Genomic DNA, 24960 nt, shown 5'->3' on the forward strand with positions numbered 1-24960 from the left:
CCAAATAACAAGTTTTAGGCTAATTTCCTCCTGTGAATAAGTAGCCATTTTGATCCCAGCTAATCCTCATCCTGATCAAAGTTAGATCACATCATTTGATCCAAAAAAGATCCATGATCTCGTTGATCATTTCCGACTTATCCACAGATACCCTCGATCCTAATAATAGATCTAATAAAAGATCTCCTTAAAGATCTTATCTATATTAATTAAAAACAGCTTTTTCGAAAAATCCCAAAAACGTTTTCTCAGGCTATGAAAACAGGTAGAATATCGCTCCTTTTTATCAATCTAGAAAACGTTTGAATACCTGAGGTCGGTTCATGCTTTATCACGAAAAATTTGACGTCATCGTTGTTGGTGGTGGCCATGCAGGAACGGAAGCCGCACTCGCATCTGCACGTACTGGTCAAAGTACGTTATTACTTACTCATAATATCGATACACTAGGACAAATGTCTTGTAACCCAGCCATTGGCGGGATCGGTAAGGGCCACTTGGTAAAAGAGGTCGATGCAATGGGTGGATTAATGGCGCAAGCTATTGATCATGCAGGTATTCAGTTCAGAACATTGAACGCATCAAAAGGCCCTGCGGTTCGTGCTACTCGTGCACAAGCTGACCGCGCACTGTACAAAGCCTTTGTTCGTAACGTTCTTGAAAACACGCCAAACCTGACTTTGTTCCAACAGTCGGTTGATGACTTGATCGTTGAACAGGATCAAGTGGTAGGTGTGGTAACGCAGATGGGCCTTAAGTTCCGCGCAAGCGCTGTGGTTCTGACTGTGGGCACATTCCTAGGCGGCAAGATCCATATTGGTATGGAAAGTTCTTCAGGTGGCCGTGCTGGTGATCCACCATCGATCGCACTGGCTGACCGTCTTCGTGATCTTCCATTCCGAGTTGATCGCCTGAAAACAGGTACTCCTCCTCGTATCGATGCGCGTAGCGTTGATTTTTCTGAGCTTGAGGTTCAGCACGGTGATAACCCGACGCCTGTTTTCTCGTTCATGGGCAGCCGAGCTCAACAACCTCGTCAAATTCCATGTTACATCACGCATACCAATGAAAATACGCATGACGTAATTCGCGCTAATCTCGATCGTAGCCCAATGTATGCGGGTGTTATTGAAGGTATTGGCCCTCGCTACTGTCCTTCAATTGAAGACAAAGTGATGCGTTTTGCTGACAAGAACAGCCACCAGATTTTTATTGAGCCTGAAGGTCTAACGACTCATGAGCTATACCCGAATGGTATCTCTACCAGTCTGCCTTTTGATGTACAGGTTCAAATTGTTCGTTCGATGAAGGGTTTTGAAAATGCTCATATCGTTCGCCCTGGCTATGCGATTGAGTACGATTTCTTTGATCCTCGCGACCTTAAGCTGACTTACGAAACTAAGTTTATCAAAGGTCTATTCTTTGCGGGTCAAATCAACGGTACCACTGGCTACGAAGAAGCAGCTGCACAAGGCTTAATGGCGGGTCTGAACGCGAGTTTGTTTACTCAAGGCAAAGAAGGCTGGAGTCCGCGTCGTGACCAAGCTTACATGGGCGTGCTTATTGACGACCTATCGACCATGGGTACCAAAGAACCTTACCGCATGTTTACGTCTCGCGCGGAATACCGTCTGCTGCTTCGTGAAGACAACGCCGATATCCGCTTGACTGAAAAGTCGCGTGAACTTGGCCTTGTTGATGACGCTCGTTGGGCTCGTTTCAACGAGAAGATGGAAAACATGGAGAAGGAGCGTCAACGTCTGAAAGAGACTTGGATTAATCCAAAATCTGAAGATATTGATCAACTGAACCAAATTCTGAAAACACCAATGTCTCGTGAAGCGAGCGGTGAAGATCTTCTTCGTCGCCCTGAAATGACTTATTCACAGTTAACCGCATTGGATCGTTTTGGTCCTGCACTGGAAGATCAACAAGCGTCTGAGCAAGTTGAGATCCAAGTGAAGTACGATGGTTACATTCAGCGTCAACAAGACGAAATTGAAAAATCACTGCGTCATGAAAACACCAAACTGCCTGCTGATATCGATTACAGCAAGGTAAAAGGACTTTCTAACGAAGTGGTTCTTAAACTAACGACAGCTAAGCCTGACTCAATTGGTATTGCTTCGCGAATTTCAGGTATCACACCTGCAGCAATCTCAATTCTGTTGGTTTACTTGAAAAAACACGGCCTGTTGAAAAAAGGTGAGGAAGCATAATGAGCGCATTACGCGAAAAACTGGATCACCTTATTGGCCAGACTGAACTTGAAGTATCTGAAAAACAACGTGGCCAGTTGGTTGGCTACGTTGAGTTACTGAACAAGTGGAACAAAGCTTATAACCTAACATCAGTTCGTGACCCACAAGAAATGATGGTGAAACATATCTTAGATAGCATCATTGTTAGCACTCACTTACAAGGTAAGCGCTTTATCGATGTGGGTACGGGACCTGGTCTTCCTGGGATTCCGCTCTCAATCATGAATCCAGACTGCGAGTTTTACTTGCTAGACAGCCTAGGTAAGCGTATTCGTTTTATCAAACAGGTGATTCATGAGCTGGGTATCGACAACGTGGTACCGGTTCAAAGTCGCGTTGAAGAATTTCAACCAGAAGAAAAGTTTGATGTCGTGCTCAGTCGCGCATTTGCGTCAATGACAGACATGGTAGAGTGGTGTCACCATTTACCTAAAGAGCAATCCGGTGTATTTTTGGCTCTTAAGGGACAACATCCTAGAGACGAAATCGACCTGTTACCTGAATGGTGTTCAGTGACAGACATTAAAGCTTTGCAAGTGCCAGAGCTTGATGGAGAGCGTCATCTAGTTACTTTATCGCGTCAGGGATAATCAGCGAGGCCATAGTGGGTAAAATCGTAGCAATTGCCAACCAGAAGGGCGGCGTAGGAAAAACAACAACTTGCATTAATTTGGCAGCATCAATGGCGGCAACAAAACGCAAGATATTGGTTGTTGACCTCGATCCTCAAGGTAATGCCACTATGGCGAGCGGTGTCGATAAGTATCAAGTTGAAGCAACTGCTTACGATTTGCTGGTTGAAGACACCCCATTTGATGAGGTAGTTTGCCGAAGTACATCTGGCAATTATGACCTCATCGCCGCAAACGGTGATGTGACTGCGGCAGAAATCAAGTTAATGGAAGTATTTGCTCGTGAAGTTCGTTTAAAAAACGCACTCGAATCCATTCGCGACAACTATGATTTCATCTTTATTGATTGCCCACCTTCATTGAACCTTCTTACAATCAACGCGATGGCTGCGGCCGATTCCGTATTGGTTCCTATGCAATGTGAATATTTTGCTTTGGAAGGTTTGACTGCATTGATGGATACCATCAGTAAGCTCGCTGCGGTAGTAAACGAGAATCTGAAGATCGAAGGTCTTCTTCGTACAATGTATGATCCTCGTAACCGCTTATCGAATGAAGTCTCTGATCAACTCAAAAAACACTTCGGTAGCAAAGTTTACCGAACTGTGATCCCTCGAAATGTACGTTTGGCAGAAGCGCCGAGTCATGGCAAGCCAGCAATGTACTACGACAAATATTCCGCAGGAGCTAAGGCTTACCTTGCTCTTGCTGGCGAAATGTTGCGTCGTGAAGAAGTCCCAGTATAGGTCCAACCAAAGGAATTCGCTCAATGTCTAAGCGTGGTTTAGGAAAAGGGCTAGATGCATTGCTTGCAACTAGCTCATTGGCTCGTGAAAAACAGCAAGTTGCTTCTCATAGTCAGGCGTTGTCGGCTGATGGTGAGCTTATTGAACTGGCTGTTGGTTGCTTGAAGCCTGGTGTATATCAACCGCGTAAGGATATTGCGCCTGAAGCGCTAGAAGAGCTGGCAGCATCAATTCAATCTCAAGGCATTATCCAACCGATCGTAGTTCGCCCATTGGCGCACGACCAGTTCGAGATTATTGCTGGTGAACGTCGTTGGAGAGCGGCTCGTCAAGCTGGCCTTAAACAAGTGCCATGTTTGGTCAAGAGAGTCGAAGACAAAGCCGCTATCGCGATGGCGTTGATTGAGAATATTCAGCGTGAAGATCTGAATGTTATCGAAGAAGCACAAGCGCTAGAGCGACTACAGAACGAATTTGAGCTGACACACCAACAAGTCGCTGATGTAATCGGTAAATCGAGAGCTACGGTGAGTAACTTATTACGTCTAAATCAGCTCGAAAATGAAGTAAAAGGTTTAGTTTCCAATAAACAACTGGAAATGGGGCATGCTCGAGCACTGCTTGCGCTTGAAGGTGATACCCAGGTTGAAGCAGCAAACACTGCGGCAACCAAAAAAATGACCGTGCGTCAAACTGAGCAACTTGTCAAAAAGTGCTTAAAACCAGACGTTGAAGGTGAATCGAAGCCTGAAGACACAGAAGCTATCGAACTTTCACGAAGACTCACGGAAAAATTGCAAGCAAACGTTTCAGTTACTCGTTCTGTTAGCGGTAAGTCAAAAGTGACAATTACTCTTGATGAGCCTCACAAATTAGAGCAACTTATTGCTAAACTAGAGTACTAAATGAGATAATTGATTTAGGTCAATTATGTAATAAACAAGTAATTTCGTACAAAAGTTGTAGGTTTGTATGCAAAAATGTAAATGATTGCTGCATTGTTATTGCAATCAATTTGGCTGAACGTATAATTTTCGCCAATTTCTCAGCACGCTTTTAAGCGAGTAGTAAAGAAGGCTTAAAAGAGGAACGAATACATGGTAGCGGCGTTAGCAAGACCAGGACGAGTGCTTGCAAAGCAAATGTTATTGATCGAGCTTAGCGCGGTTATATTAGTGGCGATAGGGTTAGGTTTAGCTGTTAATCCTGATTGGGGTTTTGCTGCATTAATCGGTGGCGGTATTTTTGTCATCGCAAATGCAGTTTTTTGTGTGTGTGCTTTCCTATTTAGTGGAGCTCGCGCAACTAAGTTAGTTGCGGCGTCGTTCTATGCAGGCGAAGCGCTAAAAATCCTTATCACAGTTCTACTATTCTCTATTGTCTACATGTATATGCAGGTGGAATTAGTTCCCCTCAAACTGACCTATTTACTGGTTCTAGGTATTAATATCTTTGCGCCAGTGCTTTTCATTAACAATAAAAAATAGGATGAGTTATGGCTGCGCCAACAGCATCCGGATACATTGAGCACCACTTACAAAACCTTTCTTTAGCTAAGTTTGGTCTTGTAGAGGAGACAAGTTTCTGGAACGTACATATAGACAGTCTGTTTTTTTCGGTGTTGACAGGGATGTTATTCCTTTGGGTTTTTCGCTCAGTCGCTAAGAAAGCAACAGTAGGTGTACCTGGTAAGCTTCAGTGTTTTGTTGAAATGGTAGTTGAATTCGTTGATGGCAACGTTAAAGACACTTTCCATGGCCGCAACCCTCTGATTGCTCCATTAGCACTGACTATATTCTGCTGGATTATTTTAATGAACTTGATGGACTTAGTGCCTATCGATTTCTTACCATATCCTGCGGAGCATTGGCTAGGTATCCCTTATTTGAAAGTGGTTCCTTCAGCTGATGTTAATATAACCATGTCAATGGCCTTAGGTGTTTTTGCTCTGATGATCTACTACAGCATCAAAGTAAAAGGCTTAGGTGGATTCGCCAAAGAACTTGCTTTACATCCATTTAATCACCCAATCATGATCCCGTTTAACCTACTGATTGAAGTGGTATCGCTACTCGCGAAGCCTCTATCACTTGGTATGCGTCTATTCGGTAACATGTTCGCAGGTGAGGTTGTATTCATTCTTTGTGCGGCAATGCTACCGTGGTATTTACAATGGGTAGGCTCTCTACCTTGGGCTATCTTCCATATCTTGGTTATTTTGATTCAAGCATTTGTTTTCATGATGTTAACAATTGTTTATTTATCAATGGCCCATGAAGATGGCGATCACTAAAAATTTTTAAGTTTTATTCTAACTATTAATGTTAATCGGAGAACGTAAATGGAAACTGTACTAAGTTTTTCAGCAATCGCTGTTGCTATTATTGTTGGTCTTTGTGCCGTAGGTACTGCAATTGGTTTTGCTATTCTTGGTGGTAAATTCCTAGAAGGCGCTGCGCGTCAACCTGAAATGGCTCCAATGCTACAAGTTAAGATGTTCATCATCGCTGGTCTACTGGATGCTGTTCCAATGATCGGTATCGTAATCGCACTACTATTCACGTTTGCTAACCCATTTGTTGGTCAACTAGCAGGCTAATTAACTGTTAATTAGTTAATTAAATTTTTGTAGTTGATTCTTAACGAGGGGTAGCTGTTGTGAATATGAACGCAACTCTGTTAGGTCAAGCAATTGCTTTTTCTATGTTTGTTTGGTTCTGCATGAAATATGTATGGCCACCAATCATGCAAGCAATTGAAGAGCGTCAGAAAAAAATTGCTGACGGTCTAGTAGCCGCTGAACGCGCTGCTAAAAACTTGGATCTAGCACAAGCCAACGCTTCTGACCAATTGAAAGAAGCGAAGCGCACCGCAACTGAGGTTATTGAACAGGCAAATAAACGCAAGGCTCAAATTATTGATGAAGCTCGCGAAGAGGCTCAGGCAGAACGCCAGAAAATCTTAGCGCAAGCGGAAGCCGAAATTGAAGCTGAGCGCACACGTGCCCGTGATGACCTGCGCAAACAAGTCGCAACTCTGGCAATTGCTGGTGCTGAGAAAATCCTTGAGCGTACAATCGATAAAGATGTACACGATGATCTTCTTAACAACATTACTGCAAAACTTTAAAGCAAGGGGCTGTATATGTCTGATTTGACTACAATCGCACGCCCCTATGCTAAAGCAGCGTTTGACTTTGCGGTAGAGAAAGGTGAGCTAGACCAATGGGGTCAGATGCTTACTTTTGCTGCCGAAGTGGCACAAAATGATGATGTTCACAATTTCTTAAGCAGCTCTCAAACTGCTGAAAAATTAGCTGAAGTATTCATTGTAATTTGTGGCGAACAATTTGATGAATTCGGCCAGAACTTGATAAAAGTAATGGCAGAGAATGGCCGCTTAATGGCTTTTCCTGATGTTTGCAAAGAGTTCTTATTGCTCAAACAAGAGCACGAGAAAGAGATCGACGTTGAAGTCACTTCAGCGGTTGAACTTTCTAAAGAACAACGCGCAGAGATCAGCAGCAAATTGGAACAGCGCTTAGCGCGCAAAGTTCAGCTGAATTGCAGTATAGATGAGACTCTACTAAGTGGAGTTATTATTCGAGCCGGAGACCTAGTCATCGATAACTCAGCGCGCAGTCGTTTAGACCGCCTGAGCGATGCATTGCAGTCTTAATGGGGATTGGAGCATGCAACTTAATTCCACTGAAATTAGCGATCTAATTAAACAACGTATTGAATCTTTCGACGTTGTTAGTGAAGCTCGCAATGAAGGTACTATCGTTTCGGTAAGCGATGGCATCCTTAGCATTCACGGCCTAGCGGACGTGATGCAAGGTGAAATGATTGAACTACCGGGTGGCCGTTACGCGCTAGCACTTAACTTGAACCGTGATTCGGTTGGTGCTGTTGTAATGGGCCCATATGCTGACCTACAGGAAGGCATGAAAGTTACAGGTACGGGTCGTATTCTCGAAGTACCAGTAGGTCCTGAAATGCTTGGTCGTGTGGTAAACACGCTAGGTGAGCCAATTGATGGTAAAGGTCCTATTGATGCGAAATTGACTTCGCCTGTAGAAATTATCGCACCAGGTGTAATCGACCGTAAATCGGTAGATCAACCTGTTCAAACTGGTTACAAGTCAGTTGACTCAATGATCCCTATCGGTCGTGGTCAGCGTGAACTTATTATCGGTGACCGTCAGACTGGTAAAACAGCGATGGCGATCGATGCGATTATTAACCAAAAAAATTCTGGTATTTTCTCTATCTACGTTGCAATCGGCCAAAAAGCGTCGACTATCGCTAACGTAGTTCGCAAACTAGAAGAGCACGGCGCACTAGCAAACACTGTTGTTGTTGTTGCATCGGCTTCTGAATCTGCAGCGCTGCAATACCTTGCACCGTATGCTGGTTGTGCGATGGGTGAATACTTCCGTGATCGCGGTGAAGATGCACTGATTGTTTATGATGATCTATCTAAGCAAGCTGTCGCTTACCGTCAGATCTCACTACTGCTTAAGCGTCCACCAGGTCGTGAAGCGTTCCCTGGTGATGTTTTCTACCTTCACTCTCGTCTACTAGAGCGTGCTGCTCGTGTAAGCGAACACTACGTAGAAGAATTCACTAAAGGCGAAGTGAAAGGCAAGACGGGTTCTTTAACTGCTCTTCCTATCATCGAAACGCAAGCTGGTGACGTATCTGCATTCGTACCGACGAACGTAATCTCGATTACCGATGGTCAGATCTTCCTACAAACTGAGCTATTCAACGCGGGCGTACGTCCAGCTGTTGACCCTGGTATCTCAGTTTCTCGTGTAGGTGGTTCGGCGCAGACTAAAATCATCAAGAAGCTATCTGGCGGTATCCGTACTGCTCTAGCTCAATACCGTGAACTTGCAGCATTTGCTCAGTTCTCTTCGGATCTTGATGAAGCGACTAAGAAGCAGCTAGACCATGGTCAAAAAGTTACAGAACTGATGAAGCAGAAGCAATACGCTCCTATGTCTGTATTTGACCAAGCTCTAGTAATCTTCGCTGCAGAGCGTGGATACCTTCAAGACGTTGAACTTTCTAAAGTTCTAGACTTTGAAGCTGCTTTACTGTCGTTTGCTCGTGGTCAATATGCCGATCTAGCAACACAGATCGACACAACGGGTGCTTTCAATAAAGAAATCGAAGCTGAGCTGAAGAAGCTTGTTGACGATTTCAAGGCAACCCAGACCTGGTAATTGGTAGGTGGTCTTAGGGCCACCTCATACCATTAACGGAGAGTAACGATGGCCGGCGCAAAAGAGATACGTAATAAAATCGGTAGTGTTAAAAGCACACAGAAGATTACGAAAGCAATGGAAATGGTAGCAGCTTCAAAAATGCGTCGTTCTCAAGACGCAATGGAAGCTACTCGTCCATATGCAGAAACAATGCGTAAAGTGATCGGTCATTTGGCTAATGGTAGCCTCGAGTATAAGCATCCTTATCTTGAGGAACGTGAAGCCAAACGTGTTGGTTACATCATCGTTTCTACAGACCGTGGTCTTTGTGGTGGTTTGAACATTAACTTGTTCAAAAAAGCCATGAACGACATGAAAGATTGGTCTGAGAAAGGTGCTGACGTTGAACTTGCAATTGTAGGTTCAAAAGCGACAGCATTTTTCAACAACAGCGGCGCGAAAGTAGCAGCTCAAGTTTCTGGTCTGGGCGATCGCCCAAGCCTTGAAGACTTGATTGGCTCTGTAAGCGTTATGCTGAAGAAATATGATGAAGGCGAATTGGATCGCCTGTTCGTAGTGTTCAACAAGTTTGAAAACACTATGGTACAAGAACCAACGATCGATCAATTACTTCCTTTGCCTAAATCAGACAGCGAAGACATGAAACGCGATCATGCTTGGGACTACATTTATGAGCCTGAGCCAAAACCACTACTAGATGCACTACTGGTTCGCTACGTCGAATCTCAAGTATATCAAGGTGTGGTCGAGAACCTTGCTTGTGAGCAAGCGGCTCGAATGATTGCTATGAAATCAGCAACAGATAACGCTGGTGACATTATTGATGACTTAGAACTTGTGTACAACAAAGCGCGTCAAGCGGCAATTACACAAGAACTTTCTGAGATCGTTTCAGGCGCAGCTGCGGTTTAAGCTTAGGTAAAACTAAATAGTTAGAGGATTAACGATGGCTACAGGTAAGATCGTACAGATCATCGGTGCGGTAGTCGACGTAGAGTTCCCACAGGGTGAAGTACCTCGTGTATACGACGCTCTGAATGTTAATGAAGTACAAGAACGTCTAGTTCTTGAAGTTCAGCAACAACTTGGCGGTGGCGTAGTTCGCGCAATCGTAATGGGTAGCTCTGATGGTTTACGTCGTGGTTTGACAGTTGAAAATACTGGCGCTCCAATCTCAGTACCAGTAGGTACTAAGACATTGGGTCGTATCATGAATGTCCTAGGTGACGCGATTGATGAGTGTGGCGAGATTGGTGCTGAAGAGCATTACGCCATTCACCGTGAAGCTCCAAGCTACGAAGAGCAGTCTAACGAGACAGCTCTTCTAGAAACTGGTGTTAAAGTAATCGACTTGATTTGTCCATTCGCTAAGGGTGGTAAAATCGGTCTATTCGGTGGTGCTGGTGTAGGTAAGACCGTTAACATGATGGAACTTATCAACAACATCGCACTTCAACACTCAGGCCTATCTGTATTTGCAGGTGTAGGTGAGCGTACTCGTGAAGGTAACGATTTCTACTTTGAGATGCAGGAAGCAGGTGTTGTAAACATCGAAAAACCTGAAGAATCAAAAGTAGCGATGGTTTACGGTCAGATGAACGAGCCACCAGGTAACCGTCTACGTGTTGCCCTGACTGGCCTAACAATGGCAGAGCGCTTCCGTGACGAAGGTCGTGACGTTCTACTGTTCGTTGATAACATCTACCGTTACACACTAGCAGGTACTGAAGTATCAGCACTTCTAGGTCGTATGCCTTCTGCGGTAGGTTACCAACCTACACTGGCTGAAGAAATGGGTGTTCTACAAGAGCGTATCACGTCAACTAAAGCTGGTTCTATCACGTCTGTACAGGCGGTATACGTACCTGCGGATGACTTGACTGACCCGTCTCCAGCAACAACGTTCGCTCACTTGGATGCAACGGTTGTACTTAACCGTAACATCGCATCTATGGGTCTATACCCTGCGATCGACCCGCTAGATTCTACTTCACGTCAACTGGATCCATTGGTAGTTGGACAAGAGCACTACGACATCGCTCGTGGCGTTCAGTCTACTCTTCAGCGCTATAAAGAGCTGAAAGATATCATTGCTATCCTAGGTATGGACGAGCTATCTGAAGAAGATAAGCAAGTTGTATCTCGTGCTCGTAAGATTGAGAAGTTCCTAACTCAGCCTTACCACGTAGCGGAAGTATTTACAGGTGACCCAGGCATTTACGTACCTCTTAAAGAGACTCTACGTGGCTTCCAAGGTCTTCTATCTGGTGAATACGATGACATTCCAGAGCAAGCGTTCATGTACTGTGGTGCAATTGACGAAGCTATCGAGAATGCTAAGAAGCTATAAGGCTAACTAGGAGGCGATATGGCAGCAATAACCTTTCACCTAGACGTTGTAAGTGCAGAGAAACAAATTTTCTCAGGCCTTGTTGAGACGTTTCAGGTGACCGGTAGTGAGGGTGAACTTGGTATTTTCCATGGTCACTGTCCACTGCTGACCGCTATCAAGCCTGGCATGGTGCGTATTGTTAAGCAGCACGGCCACGAAGAAATCATTTATGTTTCTGGTGGTATGGTAGAAGTTCAGCCTGGTACAGCAACTGTACTGGCTGATACAGCTATCCGTGGTGAAGAGCTAGACGCAGCAAAGGCGGAAGAAGCTAAGCGCAAGGCTGTGGAGAATATCCAAAATCAGCATGGCGACATAGACTTCGCACAAGCGGCCGGTGAACTGGCTAAAGCCATTGCTCAGTTACGAGTTATCGAACTGACAAAACAGCGTCGTTAATCTTTTTAAGATTACAGACTCTGAGATAAAGGCGACCTAAGGGTCGCCTTTTTGCATTTTTAGATTCTCAAAAATGCTTCTTTTACGTATCACTACTGGTTAAATGGTTATTGCGATTTAATTTTTTGCCCAAAAACGGTTACAATATCGGCTTAATAAAAATAACGTTGGATAGGTTTACAATGAAGTTTAGCGCGGTAATTCTCGCGGCGGGCAAAGGCACTCGCATGTATTCAAACACACCAAAGGTTCTGCACACACTTGCGGGTAAGCCAATGGTGAAGCATGTTATCGATACATGTAATGGTCTAGGCGCTCAAAACATCAACCTGGTTTACGGCCACGGTGGTGATCAGATGAAGGCTACCTTAGCTGAAGAATCTGTAAACTGGGCACTGCAAGCTGAACAGCTCGGCACAGGTCACGCTGTGGATCAAGCATCTGCACATTTCGCTGATGATGAAAAAGTATTGGTGCTCTACGGTGATGTTCCACTAATCTCACCTGAAACCATTGAAAACCTATTAGACGCTCAACCAAACGGTGGCATCGCGCTACTTACTGTCGTGTTAGACAACCCGATGGGCTACGGACGTATTATTCGTCGTAATGGTCCTGTTGTGGCTATCGTTGAACAGAAAGATGCAACGGATGAGCAGAAGCTTATCAAAGAGATCAATACCGGCGTTATGGTGGCGACTGGTGGCGATCTGAAGCGCTGGTTGTCAGGTCTAAGCAACGACAACGCACAGGGTGAATATTACCTGACTGACGTTATCGCTGCGGCTCATGACGAAGGTCGTGCAGTTGAAGCGGTACACCCAGTAAGCCCAATTGAAGTGGAAGGCGTTAACGATCGTTCGCAACTGGCTCGCCTAGAGCGCGCTTACCAAGCTACGCAAGCCGATAAGCTATTGAAGCAAGGCGTGATGCTACGCGACCCTAGCCGCTTTGATCTACGCGGTGATCTGCAGTGCGGTATGGACGTTGAGATTGATACTAACGTTATCATTGAAGGCAGTGTCAGCATTGGTGATAATGTGGTTATTGGTACGGGATGTGTACTGAAAGACTGTGAGATTGACGACAACACCATCGTTCGTCCATACAGCGTTATTGAAGGGGCAACGGTGGGGGAAGACTGTACCGTTGGTCCATTTACTCGCCTACGCCCTGGTGCAGACATGCGTAACGATTCGCACGTTGGTAACTTTGTTGAAGTGAAGAACACTCGCCTTGGTGAAGGTTCTAAAGCGAATCACCTAACGTACTTGGGCGATGCTGAAATTGGTCAGCGTGTAAACGTAGGGGCGGGTGCAATTACTTGTAATTATGATGGTGCGAATAAGTTTAAGACCATCATTGGCGACGACGTATTCGTTGGTTCAGACAGCCAATTAATCGCGCCTGTTACGATTGGTAATGGTGCTACCGTTGGAGCTGGCTCTACCGTAACACGCGATGTTTCTGAAAATGAGCTGGTTATCAGCCGTGCGAAAGAGCGTAAGATTGCTGATTGGAAACGTCCAACTAAGAAATAATCTCTAACGTTCAAAAGATATTCTTACGAAAGCCAGTAGCATCGCTACTGGCTTTTTTGTATCGGTCACTCACTGCTAACAAAATAATCAATTTGGCAATTGTATTTTTTTAATAGATTGTTAATATTCGGGCAGTAGTTCGGTATAAATGGGTTGATGTACGGTGATATTGGTTGAAAAGAAATGGCAAACATTGCCGATCATTATTTTGTCTTTTTCAATGTTAATAGGTCTCTATGGCTTTTATGTAACGTTGGAAAAGCTGGTTGTTGAGAATGAGCGTGATCATCTTGTCTCTTTGATGTCCGATGTTATCTATGAAATTCGTGAAGACAGTGAGTTATTTACGGCTGGCGTGGATGTTGATCACTACATTGGAGGGTTAACCCAAGCCAATACTCGCCTTCGAATTCAAGTGATCAATACCGATGGGGTAGTGATAGGGGATACGGACTTATCTGAGCATGCATTGGCGAGAGTGGAAAACCACGCTAACCGCCCCGAATTCCAACAAGCGCTTCAACAAGGTATTGGCAGTGATGTCCGTTTTAGTACCGTGACCTCCATCGACCGAATCTATTATTCAATGAAAGAGAGCGTTAACGGACAAGATTTCGTTGTCGTGATCTCCTCGCCAATGCATCAATTGAAACAGATGAACTTCCAATTAATGGGAATACTGGTGGGCATGGTCGTGCTGAGTTTAAGCTTCTTGATTGGCACCTCTTACGTGAGCAATCGCCAAATCGTTCAGCGAGTGGAAGAGGAGCAAAAGAAGCAAGATGAACGGATTCGCCAAAGAACCCATGAAATTGAGCTGATGCATCGCCTTGCGACTATGCTGGCCGCGTGCAGCAACATGGTTGAGGCGCAGCAGATCGTTTCAGATATCTTGCCGCGTATTCTTGGTCAGGTGAATGGCAGTGTTTCTTTGATGCGTGCATCTCGTAACCAGTTGATCACTCAGCTTGATTGGGGAGAAACATGGCCAGGCAGTGTCAGCTTTGCTCCGGAAGAGTGCTGGTCGCTGCGCAAAGGGCGTGCTCATCTATCGAATAACGATTTTCATTCTCTTACTTGTGGTCACATGCATGAAATGGACAACAATCAAACCTTGTGTATTCCGCTGACGGCGCACGGCAATACCATTGGCATTATGCACCTCTATTTTGGTCAAGGTGATATCAAGATTGATCCGATTATCGAACAGTTGGCTTTTAGTGTTTCTGAACACTTGGGGCTCGCTTTAGCCAACCTCAGCTTGCAAGAGAAACTGCGTTCTCAAGCATTGAGCGATCCGCTGACTGGCTTATTCAACCGTCGTTTCTTCGAACAAAAACTGGAAGAGCACTCAATGAATTCGCCCACCAGCGAGCAGCCATTATCGCTATTGATGCTCGATTTGGATCACTTCAAACGCTTCAATGACAACTTTGGTCATGATGCAGGTGACTTCGTATTGAAAGAGATCAGCGCACTGCTCAAACAGAGTGTTAGCGAAGACGAGATTGCTTGCCGACTCGGTGGTGAGGAGTTAGCGGTACTGCTTCCACATTATTCAATGCAAGAAGCGACGGAGTTTGGTCAAACCTTATGTGATACGGTGCGTTCAATGCACCTTGAGCATAAAGGTCTGTCATTAGGTCAGTTGGGTGTTTCGATAGGTGTCGCCACTTATCCTAAGCCAGCGTCTGATACCGAGTCTCTGGTTAAGATGGCCGATAATGCTTTGTACATGGCGAAAGATATGGGCCGCAGCCGAGTGGTTAACTATGATGAATATAGCCGCCATAAAGCGCCAGCGTTAGAAGTAGTCGATGGTGAAGTTGCTGCAAAATAAGTAGAAGTAAAATTTAGATATAAAAAAAGAGCGAGTAATCTCGCTCTTTTTTGTTTTCGTTAACTTAGAAACTAGTCTTGTTTCTCGTCAGCGACTACTCGAGAGTTGTCAGGTGTCGCGAAGTGTTCAGAAAGCTCTTTGTTCGAAACAATATAGCCAACCCACAACGCACCCAAACAGATCACAACGGCAATACCCGTCGCGCTTAGTGCTTGGCTAGCCATTGCCGCGACCAATGCACTTGATAGGCCACTGATACTGATTTGCAGGCTGTTTTGTAGACCAGCAGCTGTTGCTGGGCTTTGTTTAGCGCTTGATAGAGCACGGTTTACTACGATTGGGTAAAGTGCGCCGTTTGCGACAGCAATCAAACAGAAAGGCGCAAGTAGAGGCCAGATTGACGTCAGTTCCCACTGTGATGCGATAAAGATAAGCATCGCCGCTACACTGAACAAACCGATAAGGTTTCTTAGTACAACGCCATCGCCATATTTCTTCACTGCTTGCTTACCGAAGTAACCACCCGCCATGAACGCGATTGTTTGTGGGATAAAGCTCAAACCGATGTCTTTTGCTTCATAACCTAGTTGAGCCATGATCTCTGGCATACCCGTTAGGTAAGCGAAGAACGCTGCAGATGCTGAAGCAAACATTAAGACATTACCCATGTAAGGCTTTGATTTAAGCAACATCTTGATGTCTGTCTTAATCGATGTCTGTTTTACTTCAGGCGCTTCTTTTGGTTGAGCCATTGTTGTCGCCACTAGCAGTGCACCCATCAAGGTTAATGTGATGAAGATGCTGTGCCAGCCAAAGCTATCCGCCAGTAACACACCTAGCTGAGGTGCTAATGCAGGAGATAGCGCAACCAAAGGCATGATGGTTGCAAAAATTTGTTGGCTACTGCTTTGTGAGTAACGCTTGATAACCATTGCTTGCCAGATTACCGCAGGAGCACATACGCCGATCGCTTGAATGAAGCGCAGTGTCAGTAGATGCCATACCTCGGTGCTGAATGCTAAGCCGAATGAAGCTGCGGTAAAGATAACAAGACCAACCGCCAGCGTATTACGGTGACCATACTTGTCACTCGCCAGACCCCAAAGAAGCTGACCCATTGCCATACCGCCAAGGAATACCGTTAAAGACAGGGCAATCTGCTCTGGGCCGGTTGCGAAATCAACTTCCATTGCCTTAAATGCAGGAAGGTACATATCGGTCGCAATAAAGCCAAGCATTGAAAGAACTGCAAGGTAGACCAATTGAAATTTAGAAATATTCATAAGATGCCATTAAGCTAAAGGTAATGATGTTTTTATCATCAAAAAAATTGTTTGATATACAGAAGTGAAAGCCCCTGTTTATTTATGCTGACATTCTATTTTTCAGACCTGATAAAATAAAACGCTAAAATATGTGGTTATCAATCAAAAAATTTGAAGGCTTATGTTCTCTAAATCCTCTTTAGAAATGCTCGATACGGTAGCGCGCTTGGGCAGTTTTACCGCGGCGGCTGAGCAGTTGCACAAAGTGCCCTCGGCGATCAGTTATGGTGTCAGACAGGTCGAACAAGAACTGGATGTGCTGCTTTTCAGGCGTTTACCGAGAAAGGTTGAGCTCACTCCGGCAGGTGAACTGTTCATTGAAGAGGCGCGTGCACTACTGAGGCAAATGGAAGAGGTCAGTGCCCAGACTCGTCGAGCAGCTCGAGGTTGGAAGAAAACCTTGCGTCTGACGCTCGATAATGTGGTGAAGCTCGACAAGATGAAGCCGATGATTGAAGAGTTCTATCAAACCTTTGAGTTTGCCGAACTTCAGATCAACATGGAGGTTTTCAACGGCTCATGGGAAGCGATTGCACAGGGCAGGGCGGATATCGTGATTGGCGCCACCTCAGCTGTGCCAGTTGGTGGCGATTTTGAAGTCAAAGACATGGGGCAATTAGATTGGGCATTTGTAATGTCGCCAAGTCACCCGTGTGTGCGCGAACAGAACCTCAACGAAGAGTTCGTGAGCCAATATCCAGCCATCTGCTTGGATGATACCTCCAGTGTGCTCCCTAAGCGACACACAGGCCACTACTCAAGTCAAAGACGCCTGTTGTTACCCAATTGGTATAGCGCAATTGAATGCCTTAAAAATGGAGTAGGGGTGGGTTATATGCCGAGGCACATTGCCGCGCCAATTATCGAACAAGGCTTACTGGTGGAAAAAATACTGCCTGAACCGAGTCCGCAGAGTCATTGTTGTTTGGTGTGGCGAAAAGACGATAACCATAAGTTGATCGAGTGGATGGTGAAATACCTAGGATCGAGTGAACAACTTCACCAAGATTGGTTGGATCATCGCAAGGCGGTCTAATGATCTTAGCGAGAAGATCCTTTTCAAGTTTGAGTTGAATCAGCACCAATAAAAAGAGCGAGTAAATACTCGCTCTTTTTGATTCGGTCGTTAACTCTTATGACAAGAAGAACTTGTAGGAAGGGTTATCGGTTTCATCTTTACACTGATAGCCAAGCTCTCGTAGATGTGTTGAGAACTGAGCCAAATCATCGTCATCAAGTTCAAAGCCACACAATACACGGCCGTAGTCGGCACCGTGGTTACGGTAATTGAATAGGCTGATATTCCAGTGTGTCCCTAAGGTATCAAGGAATTTAATCAATGCACCTGGGTACTCTGGGAACTCAAAGCTGTATAGGCGTTCTTTCAGTGGCTTCGATGGTTTACCGCCAATCATGTAGCGAATGTGTAGTTTTGCCATCTCATCATCAGAGAGATCGACAACCGGGTAGCCGCCCTCACGTAAGTCATTGATGATGTGTTCGAGTTCTTCTTGACCACCTTGTAGGCGTACACCAACGAAGATATTCGCTAGGCTTTCGTCGTTGTGGCGGTAGTTAAACTCAGTTACCGCTCGACCACCAATAATATTACAGAACTCTAGGAATGCTCCTTGTCGCTCTGGAATCGTAACCGCAAGTAGACCTTCTCGCTTCTCACCTAGTTCACAACGTTCAGAGACATAACGCAGACCGTGGAAGTTGGTGTTAGCACCAGACAATACCGTTGCTAATTGCTTGTCTTGCAGTTGGTTCTGTTCAGCAAACTTTTTCAAACCAGCCAGAGCAAGCGCTCCTGAAGGTTCAGCAATCGCACGAGTGTCTTCAAAGATGTCTTTCACCGCAGAGCATATCTCATCGCTAGAGACTGCAATGTGACCGTCAATGTACTGTTGGCAAAGACGGAATGTCTCTTCACCAATGCGTTTAACCGCAACACCATCAGCAAACATACTGACCTGATCCAGTACCACAGGTTCACCGGCATCGAGGGCCGCTTTTAAGCAAGACGAATCTTCTGGTTCTACTGCAATGACTTTAATCTCTGGCATCAGCTGTTTTACTAATACAGCAACACCCGCAGCTAAGCCACCACCACCAACCGGCACAAAGATGTAATCCATATGACCATTCTGCTGCAGCATCTCCATACCCATCGTGCCTTGTCCTGCAATCACCAACGGGTGATCGAATGGAGGAACAAAGGTATAGCCGTGTTCAGCTGAAAGACGTTCAGCCTCTGCTTTAGCTTCATCAAAGTTGCTGCCGTGCAGAACCACGTTACCGCCAAAGCCACGTACCGCATCAACCTTGATGTCTGGTGTGGTTTTCGGCATCACAATCGTGGTTTGAATACCAAGCTTAGAACCGGACAGCGCCATACCTTGAGCATGGTTACCTGCCGATGCTGCAATTACACCTGCGGCTTTCTGTTGCTCAGAAAGGCTTGATACCATGTTGTAGGCGCCGCGTAGCTTGAACGAGTGCACCGGCTGACGGTCTTCTCGCTTAAGCTGAACCTGATTACCAATGCGCGCGCTTAAACGCGGCATATCCTGTAGAGGTGTTACGATTGCCGCTTCGTAAACCGGCGCTCTCAGGATCTGACGCAGGTAATCTGCGCCAGTTTGTTTCTGGGGACTGGAGGTGTCATCACTCATAGTTAGCCCTCAAGTTTAGACTTATCACGTACTGCGCCTTTGTCGGCACTAGTCGCCATGCTTGCGTAAGCCTTCAGTGCGAAAGACACTTCACGCTGGCGGTTTTCTGGTTTCCAGCCTAGTGCATCTTGTTTAACGCGACGTGCTTCAAGTTCTGCTTCAGGCACATCAAGTGTGATTGAGCGGCTAGGGATGTCGATAGTGATGATATCGCCAGTGTTTACTAGACCAATCACACCGCCACTTGCTGCTTCTGGAGAAGCGTGACCGATAGACAAACCTGATGTACCACCCGAGAAACGACCATCTGTTAATAGAGCACAAGACTTACCTAGACCCATAGATTTTAGGTAGGTAGTTGGGTAGAGCATTTCTTGCATGCCCGGACCACCTTTAGGACCTTCGTAACGGATAACAACCACTTCGCCTGCTTTTACTTTACCCGCTAAGATGCCGTCTACTGCCGTATCTTGGCTTTCGAATACGATTGCAGGGCCTTGGAATTTAAGGTTTTCTTCATCAACACCCGCGGTCTTAACGATACAACCATCAACCGCGATGTTACCTGAAAGTACCGCTAGGCCACCTTCTTGGCTGAATGCGTTCTCTTTGGTACGGATACAACCATCGACGCGGTCATCATCCAGGCGATCCCAACGACAATCTTGTGAGAAAGCTTTGGTAGTACGGATACCAGCAGGGCCTGCGCGGAAGAATTTAAGCACGGCTTCGTCTTCTGTCTGCATGATGTCGTATTGAGCAAGTTGCTCTTGCATGCTTAGACCAAGAACGGTGCGAGTTTGGTTGTTCAGTAGGCCAGCACGATCAAGCTCACCTAGGATAGCCATTACGCCACCAGCACGGTGAACGTCTTCCATGTGGTATTTAGGTGTTGAAGGCGCAACCTTACATAGGTGTGGAACGCGGCGAGACATCTCGTCGATATCACCCATATCAAAGTCAATTTCACCTTCTTGAGCTGCCGCTAAAAGGTGAAGTACTGTGTTACTTGAACCCCCCATCGCGATATCTAGCGCCATAGCATTATCAAAGGCTGCGCGGTTTGCGATGTTACGAGGCAGTGCTGATTCGTCATCTTGCTCGTAGTAACGCTTGGTTAGGTCAACGATGCGCTTACCAGCATTGATGAATAGCTCTTCACGGTCTGCGTGGGTTGCTAGCATAGAACCGTTACCTGGCTGAGATAGACCAAGCGCTTCTGTTAGACAGTTCATTGAGTTCGCTGTGAACATACCTGAACATGAACCACATGTCGGACATGCAGAACGCTCTACTTGCTCACTTTGCTCATCAGAAATGGTTGGATCGGCACCTTGGATCATTGCGTCAACAAGGTCTAGCTTGATGATTTGATCGGAAAGCTTAGTTTTACCCGCTTCCATTGGGCCGCCTGATACAAAGATCACTGGGATGTTAAGGCGCATTGCTGCCATCATCATTCCCGGAGTGATTTTGTCACAGTTAGAGATACACACCATCGCATCCGCACAGTGTGCATTGACCATGTATTCTACTGAATCCGCGATAAGCTCACGTGATGGCAGTGAGTACAGCATGCCGCCGTGGCCCATTGCGATACCATCATCGACTGCGATGGTGTTGAATTCTTTAGCGATACCGCCCGCTTTCTCGATTTCACCCGCAACCAGTTGACCCATATCTTTAAGGTGAACGTGGCCTGGTACGAATTGAGTGAACGAGTTTACAACTGCGATGATTGGCTTACCGAAGTCATCATCTTTAACGCCAGTTGCACGCCATAAAGCGCGCGCACCAGCCATGTTGCGTCCGTGGGTAGTCGTTGCTGAACGATAGATTGGCATTGCTTAAATCCTTATAAAATATTTGGCTGTTGCTTACTTAGTTGTTTGCGTTTGGTTTTCTGAAGTTTGGCCTGCTGGATAAACGTAGTCTAACCAGCCCCACTTATCTTCAGTGGTGCCATTGAATAGACCAAAGTAAGCCGCTTGAACTTTTTCAGTGATAGGACCGCGTTTGCCTTCACCTACTGTAATTTTGTCTACGCTACGAACCGGAACGATTTCCGCCGCTGTGCCTGTCATGAATACTTCATCAGCAAGGTATAGCGCTTCACGAGCAATGTTCTCTTCACGGATCTCATAACCCATGTCTTTTGCTAGTGTCATGATCGAATCACGCGTGATACCCGGCAGAATCGCACTGGTCGCTGGTGGTGTGGATAGCACGCCGTTACGTACCACAAAGATGTTCTCACCAGCCCCTTCAGAAAGGTAACCATCAACACTCAGTGCGATGCCTTCATCGTAACCATGACGGCGAGCTTCGCCACCAACTAATAGTGAAGATAGGTAGTTACCACCGGCTTTTGCTGCGGTTGGGATCGTGTTTGGAGCGGCACGGTTCCAGCTAGAAATCATTGCATCAACGCCGTTTTCTAGTGCTTCTTCGCCTAGGTAAGACCCCCAAGGGAAAGCAGCGATGATCAGTTCCATCTCAGTATTTTCTGGCGGGCAGACACCCAAACCAACGTTACCTACGAAACCTAGAGGGCGGATGTACGCTGACTCTAGCTTATTTTGGCGTAGCGTTTCGCGAGTCGCTTCCATAATTTCTTCCTCAGTGTAAGGAATAGGGAAGCGATAGATTTTTGCTGAGTCTTTTAGGCGCTTAGCATGTTCAGGGTGACGGAAGATAACCGGCCCTTTTGGTGTGTTGTAACAACGAACACCTTCAAACACAGAAGTACCGTAGTGCATTGCGTGAGTCAGGACGTGAACGTTCGCCTCTGCCCAAGGAACCATCTCACCGTTAAACCAAATATAGTCTGCTGTTTTAGCTGTCATGTTTGCGGTTCCTTATGCGTTTATCTTTTGTTGTAAGTTGTTGTTTGGCAGTTCATTACGGCTGATCGAGATAACGTCAACGGTACGCACATCCCACAGCTTTTCGATTTGATTGACCAAAAAAGAGATTGGACGGTCACTGTCTACAATGATCTCTACACTCGCCACTTTACTTTCGTGGTTTTGAGTGCCCGCGACTTGCTTAACAATAAAGCCACGGTGGCGGATAACACGAAGAACACGCTCTAGTAGTACAGGCTTATCATCGGCTTTGATGTCTAATAGGTATCTTTTCATGTTATGTGTTCTCCAACATCTCACTGTTTGAAGCACCTGGCGGTACTAGTGGCCATACGTTCTCTTCTTCATCAATAAGAACATGAAGTAGGTAAGCGGTTTTGCTTTCTAGCATCTCTTTCAGTGCTGGCTCTACTTCTTCTTTGCGCGTGATGGTTTTACCCGGGATATCGAAGGCTTTCGCTAGCATCACGAAGTCTGGGTTGTCATCTAGGATGGTTTCACTGTGGCGGCCATCGAAGAACAACGATTGCCATTGGCGAACCATACCCAAGCGAGAGTTGTTTAGAAGCACCATCTTCACTGGGATTTGGCGGCGTTTCAGTGTGCCAAGCTCTTGCACGTTCATCATGAACGAGCCATCACCAGAGATTAGAATAGATTGGTCATCAGGACGCCCAACCGAAGCACCCATTGCAGCTGGCAAGCCAAAGCCCATGGTGCCTAAACCGGCAGAGGTAATGAAGTTCTGTGGATCGCGAGGCTGAATGTGCTGAGCTGCCCACATTTGGTGTTGGCCCACATCAGTCGATACGATAGAGCTTGCTGGCATCATGTCTGACAGTTGCTTCAACAGCAGTGGAGCAAAAATCAGATCACCAGGGTGGTCGTAACGCCATTTGAATGAGCTACGAAGACCTTCAGAGTGATGAACCCAAGAGGAGATGTCTTGGCTTAGCTCTAGTTGAGGCATGATCTTGTTGATGTCACCGCGAATTGGCGCATTGGCAAGACGCAGTTTGCTGAACTCAGCGGCATCGATATCGATATGGATAACCTTAGCATGCGGCGCAAAGGTATCGAGTTTGCCAGTTACTCGGTCATCAAAACGAGCACCGACAACAATCAACAGGTCACTCTCTTGAACCACAAGGTTAGCGGCTTTAGTGCCGTGCATACCCAGCATGCCAAGGTAGTGTGGGTCGTCACGTTCGATAGTGCCCAAGCCTTTCAGTGTGCTTACTGCTGGCATTGGGTTTAGGCGTAAAAACTCACGAACCGCATCGGTTGCTTTAGCAAGTTGAACACCACCACCTACGTATAAAACAGGACGGGTCGCTTGAGACAAAAAGTACTGTGCCTGTTCAATGGCATCAGTTGTCGCAACAGGAATTGCGGGTGGAGTAAATTCAGGAAGAGCGTTAACAGGTGCTTCTGCTAGTTGAACGTCTTTAGCGATATCGACGATAACCGGGCCAGGGCGGCCAGACTTTGCTACCACAAACGCTTCAGCGAGGGTTGGAGCTAGCTCTTCAATATCAGTTACTAGGTAGCTGTGTTTAGTACATGACAGAGACATACCAATCACATCCATTTCTTGGAATGCATCGGTACCAATGTGGGAACTTGCAACCTGACCTGTGATAGCAACCAATGGGATTGAATCCATAAAGGCATCAGCAAGGCCAGTGACTAGGTTGGTTGCACCTGGTCCCGAGGTTGCCATACAAACAGCGACATCTTGTGTTGCTCTAGCCATGCCGATCGCGGCCATAGCGGCGCCTTGCTCATGGCGACATAGGATATGTTCAACCCCGCCGTCATAGAGTGCATCGTAGATTGGCATGATGGCACCACCGGGGTAACCAAATACGGTCTCAATTCCTTGTTGCTTGAGTGCGGATACGACTAGTTCTGCGCCTTTCATCGGAATTCTCCCGTATTACCTTTATTTTGGTAACTGTTTCCTTTGTCTCTGCACATCTTGTGCTCCCATTCTTCCTGTAAATCGGCAAAGCCGAAAATGCTCAAAAATATAAAAATCGAATGTTTAAATTAGAAAAAACCCCCGGACTTGTCAGTGCGGGGGTTTTTTCTAATTCGTGGTTACTTTCTTCCCACTCGCCCCCGCGCAGTCTTAATAATGACTACGATAATCAGGTTAATCAGTGCGTAAATGCGAGCGTTAAAAATCATAATATTCGAGTTTTCTCGTTTATTGTCTTCAGTAAATGTCTACATCTCTAGTGTTATCACACAAATCTGCCGCATGACAAGGGAAATGTCATTCTTTTTTCACATTAAAATACCATTCCACCAAGCTATATAACAACCTTATCGCTTTGGTGAGCAACGAATATCCAGAGCGAATACTTTTAAATCAAAGACAAAGGAAAGTTATGGGACTCGCGATAATTCATAGCCGAGCTAGTGTGGGTGTAGAGGCGCCAGAAGTGACCGTTGAGGTGCATATAAGCAACGGAATGCCTGGCTTCACGCTGGTGGGTCTACCTGAAACAACGGTCAAGGAATCTAAAGATCGAGTGAGAAGCGCGATCATCAATTCTCGCTTTGAGTTTCCATCGAAAAGAATCACGGTTAATCTCGCCCCAGCCGATTTGCCCAAAGAAGGTGGCCGTTTTGACCTGCCCATCGCGCTTGGGATTTTGGTGGCGTCAGATCAGCTTCCGACATCAAAAATAGCTCAACATGAATTTATCGGTGAGTTGGCATTGTCAGGAGAACTTCGCTCGGTAAAGGGCGTTTTGCCTGCGACGTTAGCCGCCGACAGTGTAGAGCGATGCTTAGTTGTCCCACATCATAACGGTGATCAGGCTGCGCTGGTGGGCAAGGGAGCGCATAAATCTGCACAAACCTTGTTGGAGGTTTGTGCTGACATGTGTGGACAGGCTCAGCTTGGGCTATATAGAACGGAACATCATCAGGCTGATGTTTCAGTGCTTCGCGACCTACAAGATATTATCGGCCAACAACAAGGCAAGCGAGCTCTAGAGATAGCCGCTGCTGGGAATCATAACTTATTGTT

At 45.9% G+C, this 24960-nt stretch carries 22 protein-coding genes and 1 pseudogene; 17 read left to right on the top strand and 6 right to left on the bottom strand.

The features are described 5' to 3' along the window. Positions 1 to 323 precede the first annotated feature (323 nt). The 15 genes from mnmG to AB4517_RS04045 all read left to right on the top strand — a co-directional run bounded on the left by mnmG (position 324) and on the right by AB4517_RS04045 (position 15047). Entirely contained in the window at positions 324 to 2219 is a 1896-nt protein-coding gene (gene mnmG, locus AB4517_RS03975) for a tRNA uridine-5-carboxymethylaminomethyl(34) synthesis enzyme MnmG (RefSeq protein ID WP_017058802.1), read from the top strand. Continuing rightward, positions 2219 to 2851: a 16S rRNA (guanine(527)-N(7))-methyltransferase RsmG gene (rsmG, locus tag AB4517_RS03980; RefSeq protein WP_372147926.1), complete on the top strand. Its 633-nt coding sequence runs from the start codon at positions 2219 to 2221 to the stop codon at positions 2849 to 2851. The genes mnmG and rsmG overlap by 1 nt, the downstream gene beginning before the upstream one ends. Positions 2852 to 2865: 14 nt before the next feature. Further along, positions 2866 to 3639: a ParA family protein gene (locus tag AB4517_RS03985; RefSeq protein WP_017077301.1), complete on the top strand. Its 774-nt coding sequence runs from the start codon at positions 2866 to 2868 to the stop codon at positions 3637 to 3639. Positions 3640 to 3662: 23 nt separating this feature from the next. Next, positions 3663 to 4544 carry a ParB/RepB/Spo0J family partition protein gene (locus AB4517_RS03990; RefSeq protein WP_017058799.1) on the top strand — a complete coding sequence of 294 codons (882 nt, stop codon included), beginning with the start codon at positions 3663 to 3665 and terminating at the stop codon, positions 4542 to 4544. A gap of 192 nt (positions 4545 to 4736) precedes the next feature. Beyond that, entirely contained in the window at positions 4737 to 5126 is a 390-nt protein-coding gene (locus AB4517_RS03995) for a F0F1 ATP synthase subunit I (RefSeq protein WP_017058798.1), read from the top strand. An 8-nt stretch (positions 5127 to 5134) separates the two neighbouring features. Continuing rightward, positions 5135 to 5932, top strand: a complete 798-nt coding sequence (gene atpB, locus AB4517_RS04000) for a F0F1 ATP synthase subunit A (RefSeq protein ID WP_017058797.1) — start codon at positions 5135 to 5137, stop codon at positions 5930 to 5932. Between the two features lie 48 nt (positions 5933 to 5980). Continuing rightward, complete coding sequence (atpE, locus tag AB4517_RS04005; RefSeq protein WP_004411110.1) at positions 5981 to 6238, top strand: F0F1 ATP synthase subunit C; 258 nt, start codon at positions 5981 to 5983, stop codon at positions 6236 to 6238. 59 nt (positions 6239 to 6297) lie between these two features. Further along, positions 6298 to 6768 carry a F0F1 ATP synthase subunit B gene (gene atpF / locus AB4517_RS04010; protein WP_032545592.1) on the top strand — a complete coding sequence of 157 codons (471 nt, stop codon included), beginning with the start codon at positions 6298 to 6300 and terminating at the stop codon, positions 6766 to 6768. A 15-nt stretch (positions 6769 to 6783) separates the two neighbouring features. Next, complete coding sequence (atpH, locus tag AB4517_RS04015) at positions 6784 to 7317, top strand: F0F1 ATP synthase subunit delta (RefSeq protein WP_017058795.1); 534 nt, start codon at positions 6784 to 6786, stop codon at positions 7315 to 7317. Between the two features lie 13 nt (positions 7318 to 7330). Beyond that, a complete protein-coding gene (atpA, locus tag AB4517_RS04020) occupies positions 7331 to 8872 on the top strand; it encodes a F0F1 ATP synthase subunit alpha (RefSeq protein WP_102321083.1) in 1542 nt (513 codons plus the stop codon). Positions 8873 to 8920: 48 nt separating this feature from the next. Further along, positions 8921 to 9787 (top strand): F0F1 ATP synthase subunit gamma, encoded by an 867-nt coding sequence (gene atpG, locus AB4517_RS04025; RefSeq protein WP_017058793.1) that lies wholly within the window; start codon positions 8921 to 8923, stop codon positions 9785 to 9787. A 34-nt stretch (positions 9788 to 9821) separates the two neighbouring features. Further along, positions 9822 to 11225, top strand: coding sequence for a F0F1 ATP synthase subunit beta (gene atpD / locus AB4517_RS04030; protein WP_017058792.1), 1404 nt, complete (start codon positions 9822 to 9824; stop codon positions 11223 to 11225). An 18-nt stretch (positions 11226 to 11243) separates the two neighbouring features. Next, positions 11244 to 11666 (top strand): F0F1 ATP synthase subunit epsilon, encoded by a 423-nt coding sequence (locus AB4517_RS04035; protein WP_017058791.1) that lies wholly within the window; start codon positions 11244 to 11246, stop codon positions 11664 to 11666. Between the two features lie 182 nt (positions 11667 to 11848). Next, positions 11849 to 13207: a bifunctional UDP-N-acetylglucosamine diphosphorylase/glucosamine-1-phosphate N-acetyltransferase GlmU gene (gene glmU, locus AB4517_RS04040; protein WP_136982680.1), complete on the top strand. Its 1359-nt coding sequence runs from the start codon at positions 11849 to 11851 to the stop codon at positions 13205 to 13207. A gap of 220 nt (positions 13208 to 13427) precedes the next feature. Beyond that, positions 13428 to 15047 (top strand): sensor domain-containing diguanylate cyclase, encoded by a 1620-nt coding sequence (locus AB4517_RS04045; protein ID WP_102429019.1) that lies wholly within the window; start codon positions 13428 to 13430, stop codon positions 15045 to 15047. 71 nt (positions 15048 to 15118) lie between these two features. On the opposite strand, the gene punC is transcribed toward AB4517_RS04045, so the two are convergent. Further along, positions 15119 to 16330, bottom strand: a complete 1212-nt coding sequence (punC, locus tag AB4517_RS04050; RefSeq protein WP_017063021.1) for a purine nucleoside transporter PunC — start codon at positions 16328 to 16330, stop codon at positions 15119 to 15121. A 163-nt stretch (positions 16331 to 16493) separates the two neighbouring features. On the opposite strand from punC, the gene punR reads away from it, so the two are divergent. Then, on the top strand, positions 16494 to 17408 hold the full coding sequence (gene punR / locus AB4517_RS04055) for a DNA-binding transcriptional activator PunR (protein ID WP_136974240.1): 915 nt from the start codon (positions 16494 to 16496) through the stop codon (positions 17406 to 17408). 97 nt (positions 17409 to 17505) lie between these two features. Here punR and ilvA read toward each other — a convergent pair whose 3' ends face one another. Genes ilvA through ilvG form a run of 5 tightly spaced genes read right to left on the bottom strand, consistent with a single transcriptional unit; the run spans position 17506 to position 23841 of the window. After that, on the bottom strand, positions 17506 to 19050 hold the full coding sequence (gene ilvA, locus AB4517_RS04060) for a threonine ammonia-lyase, biosynthetic (protein ID WP_372147927.1): 1545 nt from the start codon (positions 19048 to 19050) through the stop codon (positions 17506 to 17508). Between the two features lie 2 nt (positions 19051 to 19052). Then, positions 19053 to 20894 carry a dihydroxy-acid dehydratase gene (ilvD, locus tag AB4517_RS04065; RefSeq protein ID WP_048610861.1) on the bottom strand — a complete coding sequence of 614 codons (1842 nt, stop codon included), beginning with the start codon at positions 20892 to 20894 and terminating at the stop codon, positions 19053 to 19055. 33 nt (positions 20895 to 20927) lie between these two features. After that, positions 20928 to 21896: a branched-chain amino acid transaminase gene (locus AB4517_RS04070; protein ID WP_065584154.1), complete on the bottom strand. Its 969-nt coding sequence runs from the start codon at positions 21894 to 21896 to the stop codon at positions 20928 to 20930. Between the two features lie 12 nt (positions 21897 to 21908). Continuing rightward, on the bottom strand, positions 21909 to 22193 hold the full coding sequence (gene ilvM / locus AB4517_RS04075) for an acetolactate synthase 2 small subunit (RefSeq protein WP_017055442.1): 285 nt from the start codon (positions 22191 to 22193) through the stop codon (positions 21909 to 21911). 1 nt (position 22194) lies between these two features. Continuing rightward, a complete protein-coding gene (ilvG, locus tag AB4517_RS04080) occupies positions 22195 to 23841 on the bottom strand; it encodes an acetolactate synthase 2 catalytic subunit (RefSeq protein ID WP_017058784.1) in 1647 nt (548 codons plus the stop codon). A 472-nt stretch (positions 23842 to 24313) separates the two neighbouring features. On the opposite strand from ilvG, the pseudogene AB4517_RS04085 reads away from it, so the two are divergent. After that, a pseudogene (locus AB4517_RS04085) lies at positions 24314 to 24958 on the top strand (magnesium chelatase domain-containing protein); the annotation flags it as partial. Positions 24959 to 24960: the final 2 nt, after the last annotated feature.

It is taken from the genome of Vibrio sp. 10N.222.52.C3 (assembly GCF_041474195.1).
Classification (GTDB): Bacteria; Pseudomonadota; Gammaproteobacteria; order Enterobacterales; family Vibrionaceae; genus Vibrio; species Vibrio crassostreae_C.